The sequence below is a fragment of the Prochlorococcus sp. MIT2302 genome (genome assembly GCF_059772385.1).
Genome location: NZ_CM186285.1, coordinates 66,740 through 79,836, shown reverse-complemented (window position 1 = coordinate 79,836; position 13,097 = coordinate 66,740). Strand labels below are relative to the sequence as shown.

Sequence of the window (13,097 nt, the reverse complement as noted above, 5' to 3'; positions counted from 1 at the left end):
TTCTCAATAGCTTAGCGTAATGAGAACCGCCTGCAACACAGATGATATGCAACAAAGTGTTTTAGTTGTAAATGATGTCTATTTTTTATTAAATGATTTATATTTAATTTATACAAAAATATCCTAAAATGGATCAGTTTTCAAGAAAGACTCCTCCCTTAAATAGATTAAATAATAATAGGCAGATAATCTTAGAGGATGAAACATTACTACTTATTATGGATATGCAAGAAAAGCTTATTAATAATATTAAAGGGAATCAACTACTAATATTTAACATAAAAAAACTTATAGATGCATGCAATCTACTAAATGTTCGTATCGCCATTACGGAACAAAATCCATTAAAGCTAGGCATGACTTTAGAATCAGTTTTAGAAAATAATAAATATCCTAAATTTGAAAAAATGGAATTCAGTTGTAGCAAGAACGATCGGTTTATAAATTACATTAAAAAACATGATTTTAAAAATATAATTGTTTGTGGAATTGAGAGTCATATATGTATTCTGCAAACATCGATTGATCTTTTAACAAAAGGGTTTAACATACTTATTCCAAGAGATGCTATCGGGAGTAGAAGTGCTATAGATAATGATACTGCTTTTTTACGCCTCATAACTTCTGGAGCAGTTGCATCAACGACTGAAAGTCTAATATGTGAATTATGTAAGAGCTCTAATAGAAAAGAATTTAGGGAGATTAGTAAAATTTTAAAAAATTCATTTTCAAATTAAATAATAAGAAAATAGCTAGACAAATTTTTTTTTTCAGGCAATCTGAAATAAAAGTAATCTGACATCATGGATGATTTTTATAAAAACATAATTATCTCATTACTTACTTTTAGTGTAGGTTGCATTATTTCCCTAGTAAGTCCAAAAGTCCTAAAAAAGGTTTTAAGGAGAATAACCTCTGCGACACAAAGCAAAACAGATGACTACATAGCTACTCTTTTAATTGAAACTATTAAGCCTTTAGGCTTTATCTTAAGTTTCATTGTCGCATGGAAAGTTTTACTCATTGGTGGAATAGTAGACAAGACATTGATTGGAATAAGCAAGTTTTTATGCCTTATATATATAGTCAGATTTGTAAATAGAGTCTTCTTAAAAATAATTCAAAGATGGGCGTCCAAAATCAATGATCAATCTATCAGTGAAATGATTCGTTCTCTCAGTCCAATGGTTGGTGCATCTGTTTGGAGTCTAGGAGTAATTTTTTATCTTCAAAATATGGGAGTACAAATGGCAGCTATTTGGGCTCTATTAAGTGCAGGGGGTATAGGAGCCGGACTCGCCTTAAAGGAACCCGTTCAAGAATTCTTCGAATACATAACTATCCTCCTTGACAAACCATTTCAAAGTGGGCAGTTTATACATATTGATGGAATTTGGGCAAAAGTTGAGAGTGTAGGTGTTAGATCAACACGTTTAAGGAGTATTAATGGAGAAGCAATAGTTATGAGTAATAGCAGACTCACGAATGGAGTAATCTCAAATTATGCTGAGATGAAGAAAAGAAGACTGGTTCATAAACTGGGGGTGGTCTATGAAACCACATACGAACAAACAAAAAACATACCTGAAATGATCAAAAGTATCGTTGACAATACTGAAAATGCAATCTTCGATCGGTGTCATTTTATCGAATTCGCTAATAGCAGTCTTGATTTTGAACTTGTTTATCACATTCCCACAAGTGATTATCTTCAAGCAATGTCAGCTCAACAAGAGATTAATCTAGAAATTATGAAGAAGTTCCAACATGAAAATATTAGCTTTGCATACCCAACCCAAACAATTCATGTTAATAAATAAATTGTATTTATCTAAGTTTTTTATCAATTATTAATTTAGATAATTCCCATAATTTATTAGCTAGATCTTCTCTCTGAGCATCATTACTTATATTCGTTTTCTCAAAAATAAATTTACCTGATGAAATAATTTTATTACTATAGTAATTAAAACCAGGTTTATTATATTTAGTTGAACAAGCCAAATCACACAGAAGTAACCCTGCTTGTTTATTTGAGGTAGTTATTCTTAAAATATCTCTGGCTAAAAAAGCAAATAATATCTGACCTAATTGATTATATTTTCTACTATACCTAAAAAAACCTTGACTATCTCTAGAGATAACTAAGCCTGGCGCCCAAGCAATTACTGGGATTGATAAGTTTTTCTTTCTCAAATTACTACTTAATTTTTTTGCAAAAAGAATATTGCACAATTTACTATCCTTGTATGCTTTATCAGCATTAAATTTACCTCCATCAATCATCTCAAATCCGGCACCTAATGCTAATCCTTCTAAGTTTCCTAAGCTGGCCCTAGCTCCTACTCTCCCTCCACCACTATTAGGATTATGAACCTCTGATGAGGTAATAATTATTTTTGAATTATTACTTTTATCTATCAATGGTAAAATCTTTTGTATGAGATAGAAATGTGATAAATGATTAACGGCAAAAGTTAATTCCACTCCCTGATTTGACCATCTAGGTTTTTTTGATCCTGTATATTGAAGGCCCGCATTCATAATTAGAATATCTATCTTCAATCGTCTTTTCTTAATTTCTAAACATAGAGAGTCAATACTTTTCAAATCAGAAAGATCCATTACAGGAGTATAGATTTCTCCTTTTCTAGATAATTTAGCTGGAAATTGATTGCAAATATTAGTTAATAATTCATTCGCTCTATAAATATTTTTGCATGGTAAAATTAGATTATGGCCAAGAGAAATTAATTTTAAAGCTGCTTGATAACCAATACCTGATGAGCCACCGGTTATGAAAATAGTTAAAGGTTTATACTTTTTCAAATCATCTGATTTACTTGTCATAAATTTGTAGTTATTTAAATGATTTTAGATTTAAATTAAATTGTTTACTCGTTGAATTTTTAATCAAAAAGTCTTCATATATACTTAAAAACAAAATAAAATCATTAAGTTGATAAAAAACATTAATACTATTCATTGTTAATGCCATCACCAGCTATTGTTGATTCTATAGGCAAGGTGATTAAAGTGGAAATTCAAGGAGGCAAACAAATAACTAAATATTATTACAAGAATTTAACCTCTATCTTTCGACTCCAACCAAACGGCAATGTTCCCCAAGAGGAACCATGAAGACTAGTGCATTAAAAGATGCTCTAATACTAGGTTCAGGCCCAGGTGCACTATCAATTGCGGCAGCATTAGCAAATGAAAACTTAAATGTTGATATCTTATCGGAACAATCTCCAAAGGAGCCATGGCCCTTCACGTATGGTATTTGGGGTGAGGAGGTTGACGAGCTTGGACTAAGTCATTTGCTAGAACATCGATGGATTAACACCATTAGTTATTTTGGAGAGGGCGACAAGGATCCAAATTCGAAGAAAAATGAAGTTACAAAGCACAATCGAGATTATGGTCTTTTTGATAAAAATAAATTACAAGCGTATTGGTTACAACAATGCAATAAAGCTGAAATAGAATGGCATAAAGGATCAGCAATCAACTTAGAAACCAATCATTTAATTAGCACAGTTAAGACTTCTAATGGTAAAGAACTAAATGCTCGATTAGTAATTGACGCAACGGGTTACAAACCAGTTTTTATTAAAGCTCCTAACCAAGGGCCAGTAGCAGTTCAAACTTGTTATGGAATTGTAGGAGAATTCAATACCCCACCCGTTGAAAAAGGTCAATTTGTACTAATGGATTATCGATGTGACCATTTGGATCCAGAAGAAAGAAAAGAAGCTCCAACATTTTTGTACGCTATGGACATGGGGGATGGAAAGTTTTTCTTAGAAGAAACATCCCTAGGCCTTTTCCCACCAGTCTCACTTGATGAGTTAAAAAGAAGACTGGAAAAAAGATTAGAGACCAGAGGTATAAAAATAAAAAGTCTTGAGCATGAAGAGCACGGATCATATTTGCCAATGAACATGCCTATCCCTGACTTAACGCAACCGGTACTTGGCTTTGGTGGTTCTGCTGGAATGGTTCATCCTGCATCGGGATATATGGTCGGCAGTCTATTAAGAAGGGCTCCTAAAGTTGCTAAAGCCCTTTCATTGGCAATGAAAGATCAAAAAGCATCCTCAGCCTCACTTGCTAAGAAAGGATGGCAAGTATTATGGCCATCGGAACTTAGAAGAAAGCAAGCTATTTATAAATTTGGATTAGAAAAATTAATGCGATTTGAAGAGAAGTTACTTAGAGGATTTTTTGTTGAGTTTTTTAGCTTGCCTAATAAACAATGGTATGGATTCCTTACAAATACACTTAGCCTTAAAGAGTTAATATCTGCTATGTGGAAAATGTTTAGAAAATCACCTTGGTCTATCAAACAAGGCTTGATGAACATGCATGGTAGAGAATTAAGTTTATTATTTAAAGCATTACTAATTAATATTAAATGAGAAAGATTCTTATAAGTGGATCAAGTAGAGGAATAGGTAAAGCAATAGCTTTAAAATTACTTAAGGAAGGACATTACATAAGCTTAGGAGTAAGAAAGAAAGAGGATTTAATCAATACAACTTTAGACCCAAAGTTAAATAACTCAAATAGATTAATTATAAACAACTACGATGCAACGAATGAAAATTCATCAAAGAAATGGATAGAAAGAACGGTAAAAGCTTTTAAAAATATTGACACTATAATTCATTGTGCAGGAATTTTTAAAAGAACAAATCTTATTTTTAATGATAATGATATGCAAGATATTGAAAATTTATGGAAAGTTAATGTAATGGGACCTTGGATATTAACAAAAGATGCATGGAAGTACTTATCAAGCAATAATTCAGGACGAATAATTGTATTGGTCTCGATGAGTGGAAAACGATCAAAAGGCAACTTAGCCGGTTATTCAATGAGCAAATTCGCTTTAATGAGTCTTTGCCAAACCATGCGAAATGAAGGATGGGAAAAAGGTATTAGAGTTACTGCTATTTGCCCAGGATGGGTAAATACAGATATGGCTAAAGAAATAAATCATTTTCCAAAAAAAGACATGACCCAAGCAAATGATATTGCAAATATATGTTCAAATTTACTTAATTTACCAAACAGTGCTATTCCCTTTGAAATCGCCATAAATTGTCAACTTGAAAAAGCAGTTTAGAGCAAAAGATTTCTTTCCCTAAATAGGATTAGTAGTTTTCTTGAATGTGTTCAAGACTCCCAGAATTGCCTTACGGAGATACTTATGAAAGTAATTTCTATAAAAACTTCCAATGGCTTTACCAACAGAATATGTTCGTTGTATGAGACCAACTATGAAATTAAAAAGCCACAAACATATCAAAACAGTAATAGTCAAAGAAGCGATAGAGTAGACCTTATTAAGCTGTTCTTGTATTGGTTCTAAAAATTGGAGGTAATCAGAAAAGTTCATATTTTCTAAAGAACCTTAGCTATTAAATATCTTTATAGCCATAATTCAATTATCAAGCAAGAAATTATAAATTATATGTATGGAAACAAAAAGAGACTAAGACCAAAATGCAATTGAGAAATGGGAAAGAGTATATAGTACATATGCAGATGAAGTCATCGAAATAGCAATCAAAAAGCCTTTTAATCTATTAGAAACTGTCGAGAAAAGCGGAAGATCATCAACATCGTAGCCTCCAAAGCTACCAAAAATTGCAAGTGACCACATAGGAAGAGAGGAAAATAATATTGAAAGAAAAAAACTAAAAATCAACATATCACTTATTAGAAATGAAATAAAAAAAGCTATGGTTGCAAATAATAAAGACCCATTTAAACCTATTCTTAACTCATCATTTAAACTTTTTGGAAATTTACTTTTACCTTCTAAATGTTTTCTACAATTATTAACTTCTGATTCGGACAAACGAAAATAGTTCGTATCTGGGATTCTTTTTTTCTTATAAAGTCTTAGCAATCTCACCTGAAAAGATTTGGGATCATTAGTTTTGAAAGAAGATATTATTTCACAAGATTTCATTTTTCTAGCCTCACTTTTCAAATCAGAAGTACATCCGAGTTTATATAAATCACCATTTTTCATTAAATAAACAAATTCTGACATAATTTAATTTTCTTGAGAAATGATGCGATTAAAATATAAAAACAATGGATTATATTTTTATAGTAAAATATAATTTCCAAGGGAAAACATAAAGGATATGCTTATGAAGCATATCCTTTATGTTTTATGGGATTGACTAAACATATATTGGAATAGATCACAGGATGATTTTAACAGGAAAATTATGAAGCACAATATTCTATATAGCTTTAGACGATGTCCTTATGCCATTAGAGCCAGATGGGCTTTAGTAAATACAAATCAGATAGTGGAGTTAAGAGAGGTCATACTAAAGAATAAACCTATTGAATTAATTCAAATCTCAAAGAAAGCAACTGTACCTGTATTGAAAACCAGTTTAAATAAAGTAATTGATGAGAGTCTAGACATAATGATCTGGAGTATTGAAAGATCAAACATGCATGCACTGCTTGGTAAAAATAGTGCTAAATCACAAGAAATATTTAATCTCATAGAGACGAATGACAAAATATTTAAATATCATTTGGATCGATATAAATATGCATCTAGATTCAATTTAGAGGAATCAGAAACACATCGAACTGCTGGCATGAAAATACTTTTATCTTTAAACAATAGATTAAAGGAATTTTCAAATAAAGGTAAACCGCTATTTCTTGTTGATGCAAAAGAAACCCTAGCCGATTGGGCTATATGGCCATTTGTAAGGCAATTTAGAATTGCGGAAATCAAAAAGTTTGATCAAAACCATGAAATCAAGTTCTTAAGAAGTTGGTTAAATTATTATTTAACTCACAAAAAGTATGCAGTAGTCATGAAAAAGAATGAACCTTGGAGCAAGCAAAATGATCCCATTATCTTTGGAGAATAAAGTAGAAAGTCATTCTGAAGACCTTCTTTTATCAATGATTCTTGATAGTTCTAAGAAATAGCCAGCTGTGCAAAATTTACCTAAATTTCTATCTCTGTTTCCTATATCGCTCCTAAACTCAGCAGTCTCTGCCATAACTAAATCTAACTGATCTTGAGGCAACTCATAGAGTTCTCTTAATTCAACCTCTTTTCCTAAAAGATGACTTTTAAACCATTTTTCTTTTAATTCTTGTGGGGGAATATCTTTGTAAATTTGTCGGTTCATATAAAATGGGGTAGAAATAGTTTATTAAAACTAACATTTTTCATAAGTTATAACTACTCTTAAGTGTATTAATTGTCATGCTGAGGCCTTAGTGTATTTAGACTGCAAAGATATTGCGACTGCACATAAAGATAATGAAATTACTCCACAAAATTCCGTCCACTCCCTAAGCCCAAAATTACTAATAAACAAAGGTGCTATTACAGTAATTAATCCTCCAGAAAGAAGTGGTTGAAGAAATAATTGCTTAATAGAAAATACAGGTAAAGTATTAGTAGAATTTCTTGGATCAGCCAATCTCAAAAGCAATAGTCCACTGGCTGCAACCCCAGTTGAATTTCCAAACTCTGCTATCGCTCTTTCAAACCATTCTTCTTTAAAAAATAATTTAGAAAAAATCAACATCCCTGCAAGATTCCAGACTAACCCCCCAATAGCCAAAATAGTTATGGGTAACCAATAGTCAACCAATAAAGGTAAATTCAATCCCGCCATCGCAGTAATGATAAGCAAATCTGTTGAGAGTATTCCAATCTCACGTTGAAAAAGTGATGAAACAAATTTTGTATTACCAGTTTTTTCCAATGATAATCTTATAAGAAATGAACCAATTAAAGCCAATGGGAATACAGGGAAAGCTAATATCACCTGCTTACTTATATCTCCTAAGTATTGAGAAGATAGTCTTAAACAATAGAGTAAAAAGATACCAACTAATACCGCTAATCCTGCCAGAGCAAAGTTATACAGAAGCAACTTAAATTGTTCAATTGGTTTAAATTCTAAATTTATATCATTTAAATCATTTCTGATCTCTTGTTCAGCAGGTACAAGCCATCCAAAGAACCTACCCAGCACAACCAGACCACTCCCTAATAAAGTTGAAGATAGTAAGCCTACAGTTGCCATAGCAAAACCTAGATCTAATCCCTCTGGGAAACCTAACTTCCTAAAACTGTCTCCCATTATTGCGGCAGCCCCATGTCCTCCTTCAAAACCAACCTCAATAATGCATCCCATAAGTGGATCAACCCCTAAATAAGGAAGTAGAAATGACAACACAATTATCCCGCCAACAACATATTGGCCAAAACCCAGAACAAGTCCCAACAATGCCTGCGAGGCAACTGGTTTCCATAAAACGCTGATTCTCGGAATAGGTCTCCCTAGCATTAAAGTCGCAAAAACCAAGGTAAGCAAAGGAGTTGGCAATTGCATCCATGTACTCAAAACCCTTTCTGGCAACAATGAAAAAGGTCCATAAGGACCAATTAAAAAGCCTAATGCTCCAACTAAAAGGGCTACTGGAATACCAAATCTTTCTAACTTCATCGCAGAATCCAATCGTCTACCCAGAGTTAAAAGAATCCCTATGATTCCAAGCAATCCCAAGGAAAGGACTAATGTTGGGATTGCATTAATTTTATATAGGTCATCAAAACCAAAAATCAACTGGTTCATCTATTAATTCACTTACGAAATAAATAAAACCTAAAAAAATAATATCCCATATGAATATTTAATATTCAAATCAAATTTTGTTCTTATTATATCTCAACCAACTCTTTTACTTTCCCTAACTTTAAGTAAATATCTGATTAAGCATGAATTAGCTCATGATTAAATAAATTTATTTAAAATAAAAATAAAAGTCCAAATATACATAAGTGATAAAAAAATATCTGCATTTGAAATTAGCTCAGCCAAAACATTTTTTAATATTAAATCTAACTAATTGGATTTTTCCATATTTAGGAATTATAACTCTCTGATTATAAGTTTAAATAAATAATTCATTTAACATTGTCCGTCACTAAAAACATCAAGCAATAAAAACTAACACTAGTCAATAAAAAAGCCCCACATGAAGAGGGGCTTTTTTATTGAGTTAATTTTATTTAACTACTTTAATGATACAGAAGCAGTATCAAGATTACTCAAAGCATTTGTTACTCGCTTGAAATCGAATCCCATTGCCCTTAGAGCATGCCAAAGATGACCTTGGATAAAGAAGAACCCAAAGTAATAATGAACATTAGCAAGCCAAGCTCTAGAAGTATGCTCAGCACCCAAATCAACAGTATCTACCCAATAAGGTGAGATCCCAAATTTAAGGGTTAATGGTTCTCCAAACCATTCAACAGGATAAACAGTTGTATTTGTTGCGCTCCAAAATGCTGCAACAACCGCCATCCAACCAATACCAGCTAGAGACCAAGAGAGAACAGCCTCTGCAGATAGCAAGCCAGCTCCTTTAAATTTGGTGTATTCTCCAACTTGCTTAGTAGCAATATGGAAAGCACCACCGCTTATTTGCAAGAAAGCTAAAAATGCATGTCCACCAAGCACATCTTCCAAACTATCAATAGTTAAAAAATCGAACTGATGGTCCCAAATCATTGAAAGATTGAGATTGTATTCAACTGGCCTAATCAAACCAGCAGCAGCATCGTAAACGCCATGAGTTCTTGCCCACTCAACAAACATTATGTTAGCTACACCAAAGAATATTAAATGGTGGCCAAGTATGAAAGTTAAGTTGTCGGGGTTATCCCATTCAAGTTTAAATTTTCTGGCCTGTGGCACAGAGGATTCCTGCATGTCACTTGAAAAAAGAAGAGAGTGCATCAAACCACCTGCCCCATAAGCCATGGATCCAACTAGATGAAACACAGCAACAGCAACAACAGCACTACCACCAACAAAGGTTCCAGTTTCATCGAAACCAATACCCAAAGTAGCCAAATGAGGTAAAGCTATTAAAGGCTGATGACCCATTGGTACAGATGGGTCAAAACGAGCCAATTCAAATAACGTGAAGGCACCAGCCCAGAAAGCAATCAAGCCGGTATGAGCGGCGTGTGCAGCAATAAATTTGCCAGAGCGGTTGGTGACCCCTGAGTTGCCAGCCCACCACCCGTAGGTGACACCTGGATTTCCATAGGTCTGCATTAGAAGAGCAATTATTTCAAAACCGATCGGAGATTACTGCAAATTCACGAAATAAACATGCAAGAGAAAGAATCTGTAAATTTTTTTTATTATTTAAATCCCAAAGAACTAAAAAAATTATCAGAAAAATAATTTTTGAAATAGAAAAAACCGAACGCAGAGTATTAATTACATATGAAACCATGCATTCCTTCAAACTAAGAATCTTTTAATTAAAAAATTATTTGATACATAAAAAACATTTATATCAGGCATTCGAAACCAATCAAGGGGAAAAATCAATACAAACACACTCAAATATGTAATTAATATAAAAGATCAATTTGCTGTCTTTATTTGCAACTATTAAATAATTAAATACATTTATGTTAACGCCATGGCATTGAAACAATTTAATGGCCTAGAGATGGAGACAGAGGATCACTATAGAGAAAAAGCGAATTCCTATAGAACTTCCCCTCAATACGGGAAAATGATTTCTCTTTATCCAGTTCTTGAGTCGACTATCAAAGAATGTAAAGGAGAAAATCTAGTAGCTTAGAATACAATATTTTTGTAAAATCTACTCATTGAAATCTTTTATAGGTTAAGCAGCTATTTGCTGAACCGAAACATGTTTTCTTTCCAATTTTCAACAACTTCTTTACATAGATTTATACAATAAAAAGGTATTGGTTTCCATGGCAATTGATCTGGATCAGTCGAACTTCTCCAATGAAAGCCAGATTTCAAATATCCTTTTTCTCTCAAAGACTCTAACTTTTCCTCATTAACTTTAAAAAAAGCACTAGCTTCTTTTTTTGATAACCTATTAAAAGGCTCTATCATCTTTAGTTAATCTATCTCTTTTTTTTAACGTAAAGATCTCAAAAAAGAAAGATTATGTATTGCGAAACCAGGGTCTAATGAAATCCTTGGTTATGGGTATTGTTAAGCCAGAATCAATAGATAGATGCGTAAAAGTATCAGTTATTTTCTCAATGCCATTAATACCCTCAAAATTCTTTAAACAATTTCTTTCATTCCATCCACATTCCCAATAAGACGAATCAATTAATTGTGACCAAGAAACTTTAACAACCAAACTCGATTTAAGAACAGAAATCAAGATGACCCATCTATCCTCGAGTGTGCCTCCATAACTAATAGCGACAAAATGTGTCTGCCCTTCAATTAAAAATTTACTAGTCCATGCTTTTAAAGGAGGCCAAATCATAAAAAAAGGTAAATTTTTTATTGCAATTTTTAAAGTATCAATCTTTTAGATTTAATAAGTCAAAATTATTTTTTCTTATTCTTTAATTTGATATATTCTTTTCTAATTGATTTCAATAATTCTTTTTTCTTTTTCATTGATTCGTCTTTTTCTCTAGAATCTATTTCCAGCCTTTGTTCTTTGGATAGATCCATCCATCTATATATATTGGAAGTAGATTTAATTTCTTTCTGATTTTTTTTTCTCTGTCTTTTAAAAATAAATTGAAGGATCATCTTTTTATAAAGATAAATTAAATAAAACAAATACAGTTTGTGTCAACTAATCTTAACTCCCTTCACCTAGCTTCCAGAGATTTATGTCTGTATTCTCGATTTCTTGTCGATTGACAACAGATCTTGTATCAAAAATCCAAGCTGGTGATCTCATTAAAGAAGCTAAATAATTCCAATCAAGTCCAAAGAATTCATCCCATGCTGTAAGAATTAAAACAGCATCAACATTTTTCAATGCTTCTGGAATGGAATTGGCCATTTTCCAAATCCCTTGATTATTTAGTGAAAACTTTTCTAAATCTTCCTCTATTCTCTCAAATGAGACCTTTGGGTCATAAATTGATAAAACAGCCCCTTCTTCGAGCAAATCGCCAGAAATACTTATTGCAGGTGACTCTCTAGTGTCGTTTGTATTTGCTTTAAAGGAAAAGCCTAGTATGGCTATGTTCTTTCCATTAACTGTACCGAAAAGCTTCTCAAGAACAATTTTGTAGATCCTATCTTGCTGCCAAGTATTTAGTTCCACAACTTGACTCCAGTATTTTGCGACCTCTGGTAATCCAAAATATCCACTTAAATAAACTAAATTCAAAATGTCCTTTTTAAAGCAACTTCCTCCAAAACCTGGGCCTGCACTAAGAAACTGATTACCTATCCTTTTATCTGTTCCTATTGCTTTTGCAACCTCAGTAACATCAGCCCCAGTAGCTTCACAAAAAGCGGAAATAGAATTTATGGAACTAATTCTTTGAGCAAGAAATGCATTAGCAGCTAATTTTGAAAGCTCACTACTCCATAAATTCGTACAAATAATCTTTTCATTAGGAACCCAATTCAAATAAATATTAACTAGCGCATTCACAGCATCAGGATCTTCTCCTCCAATTAAAACCCTATCTGGATTTTCCAAGTCATTAATAGCTGTTCCCTCAGCCAAAAATTCAGGGTTCGATAAGACAGAGAAAGTTTTTGATATTTCATTTTTTTTATCATCTCTATTTGTTGTCTTAAGTATCTCTTTTATTGCTTGTGCAGTACGGACTGGAAGAGTACTTTTTTCTATTACTATTGTGTGCCCTTTTGAATATTTAGCTACTTGCCTGGCGCTAGCTTCTACCCAACTAAGATCACTAGCTTGTCCAGCCCCAAGACCTTTTGTTTTTGTTGGAGTGTTAACTGAAATAAAAACCATATCAGCATCAGATATTGCCTTTGCCATTTCCGAACTAAAGAAAAGATTTCGTCCTCTCGTTCGTGAAATTATTCGATCTAATCCAGGTTCAAATATTGGCAATTTATTGAGATCTGAATCATTCCATGCATCAATTCGTTCTTCATTGATATCAACAACCCTAACTTCTAAATCGGTACATTTATCTGCAATAACAGACATAGTTGGCCCCCCTACATAACCAGCACCAATACAACATATTTTTTGAATTTTAATAGAGCTCATTTAAAACT

The 13,097-nt window shown here is 32.7% G+C and carries 15 protein-coding genes; 6 read left to right on the top strand and 9 right to left on the bottom strand.

Going from position 1 to position 13,097, the window contains the following annotated elements:
- The first annotated feature begins 128 nt into the window (after positions 1–128).
- Together AC6EI2_RS00385 and AC6EI2_RS00380 are read left to right on the top strand one after the other, a co-directional pair.
- Positions 129–737, top strand: coding sequence for an isochorismatase family protein (locus tag AC6EI2_RS00385; RefSeq protein WP_498462471.1), 609 nt, complete (start codon positions 129–131; stop codon positions 735–737).
- Between the two features lie 66 nt (positions 738–803).
- On the top strand, positions 804–1,820 hold the full coding sequence (locus tag AC6EI2_RS00380; RefSeq protein WP_498462470.1) for a mechanosensitive ion channel family protein: 1,017 nt from the start codon (positions 804–806) through the stop codon (positions 1,818–1,820).
- 7 nt (positions 1,821–1,827) lie between these two features.
- On the opposite strand, the gene AC6EI2_RS00375 is transcribed toward AC6EI2_RS00380, so the two are convergent.
- Entirely contained in the window at positions 1,828–2,850 is a 1,023-nt protein-coding gene (locus AC6EI2_RS00375) for an SDR family NAD(P)-dependent oxidoreductase (protein ID WP_498462469.1), read from the bottom strand.
- Between the two features lie 287 nt (positions 2,851–3,137).
- Between AC6EI2_RS00375 and crtL the strand changes: the two genes are divergently transcribed.
- Both crtL and AC6EI2_RS00365 read left to right on the top strand, forming a co-directional pair.
- Positions 3,138–4,424 carry a lycopene beta cyclase gene (gene crtL, locus AC6EI2_RS00370; protein ID WP_498462468.1) on the top strand — a complete coding sequence of 429 codons (1,287 nt, stop codon included), beginning with the start codon at positions 3,138–3,140 and terminating at the stop codon, positions 4,422–4,424.
- Positions 4,421–5,134 (top strand): SDR family NAD(P)-dependent oxidoreductase, encoded by a 714-nt coding sequence (locus AC6EI2_RS00365; RefSeq protein WP_498462467.1) that lies wholly within the window; start codon positions 4,421–4,423, stop codon positions 5,132–5,134. Before crtL ends, AC6EI2_RS00365 begins: the two co-directional genes overlap by 4 nt.
- 369 nt (positions 5,135–5,503) lie before the next feature.
- Here the strand turns inward: AC6EI2_RS00365 and AC6EI2_RS00360 are convergent, their stop codons facing one another.
- Positions 5,504–6,070, bottom strand: coding sequence for a GIY-YIG nuclease family protein (locus AC6EI2_RS00360; protein WP_498462466.1), 567 nt, complete (start codon positions 6,068–6,070; stop codon positions 5,504–5,506).
- Positions 6,071–6,254: 184 nt separating this feature from the next.
- Between AC6EI2_RS00360 and AC6EI2_RS00355 the strand changes: the two genes are divergently transcribed.
- Positions 6,255–6,923: a glutathione S-transferase gene (locus AC6EI2_RS00355; protein ID WP_498462465.1), complete on the top strand. Its 669-nt coding sequence runs from the start codon at positions 6,255–6,257 to the stop codon at positions 6,921–6,923.
- A gap of 9 nt (positions 6,924–6,932) precedes the next feature.
- Here the strand turns inward: AC6EI2_RS00355 and AC6EI2_RS00350 are convergent, their stop codons facing one another.
- The 3 genes from AC6EI2_RS00350 to AC6EI2_RS00340 form a co-directional block, all read right to left on the bottom strand.
- Entirely contained in the window at positions 6,933–7,190 is a 258-nt protein-coding gene (locus tag AC6EI2_RS00350) for a hypothetical protein (protein WP_498462464.1), read from the bottom strand.
- 75 nt (positions 7,191–7,265) lie between these two features.
- The gene (locus tag AC6EI2_RS00345) at positions 7,266–8,651 is read right to left on the bottom strand and encodes a sodium/glutamate symporter (RefSeq protein ID WP_498462463.1); all 1,386 of its coding nucleotides are present in this window, start codon (positions 8,649–8,651) and stop codon (positions 7,266–7,268) included.
- A gap of 441 nt (positions 8,652–9,092) precedes the next feature.
- Positions 9,093–10,142: a chlorophyll a/b binding light-harvesting protein gene (locus AC6EI2_RS00340; protein ID WP_498462462.1), complete on the bottom strand. Its 1,050-nt coding sequence runs from the start codon at positions 10,140–10,142 to the stop codon at positions 9,093–9,095.
- A gap of 376 nt (positions 10,143–10,518) precedes the next feature.
- Here AC6EI2_RS00340 and AC6EI2_RS00335 point away from each other — a divergent pair, with 376 nt between their 5' ends.
- Positions 10,519–10,683 carry a hypothetical protein gene (locus AC6EI2_RS00335; RefSeq protein ID WP_498462461.1) on the top strand — a complete coding sequence of 55 codons (165 nt, stop codon included), beginning with the start codon at positions 10,519–10,521 and terminating at the stop codon, positions 10,681–10,683.
- A gap of 53 nt (positions 10,684–10,736) precedes the next feature.
- Here AC6EI2_RS00335 and AC6EI2_RS00330 read toward each other — a convergent pair whose 3' ends face one another.
- The 4 genes from AC6EI2_RS00330 to AC6EI2_RS00315 all read right to left on the bottom strand — a co-directional run bounded on the left by AC6EI2_RS00330 (position 10,737) and on the right by AC6EI2_RS00315 (position 13,089).
- Positions 10,737–10,970, bottom strand: coding sequence for a hypothetical protein (locus AC6EI2_RS00330; RefSeq protein WP_498462460.1), 234 nt, complete (start codon positions 10,968–10,970; stop codon positions 10,737–10,739).
- 52 nt (positions 10,971–11,022) lie between these two features.
- The gene (locus AC6EI2_RS00325) at positions 11,023–11,358 is read right to left on the bottom strand and encodes a TIGR02450 family Trp-rich protein (protein WP_498462459.1); all 336 of its coding nucleotides are present in this window, start codon (positions 11,356–11,358) and stop codon (positions 11,023–11,025) included.
- A gap of 65 nt (positions 11,359–11,423) precedes the next feature.
- Positions 11,424–11,633 carry a hypothetical protein gene (locus AC6EI2_RS00320; protein WP_498462458.1) on the bottom strand — a complete coding sequence of 70 codons (210 nt, stop codon included), beginning with the start codon at positions 11,631–11,633 and terminating at the stop codon, positions 11,424–11,426.
- A gap of 52 nt (positions 11,634–11,685) precedes the next feature.
- Entirely contained in the window at positions 11,686–13,089 is a 1,404-nt protein-coding gene (locus AC6EI2_RS00315) for a nucleotide sugar dehydrogenase (RefSeq protein WP_498462457.1), read from the bottom strand.
- Between the last annotated feature and the right edge of the window lie 8 nt (positions 13,090–13,097).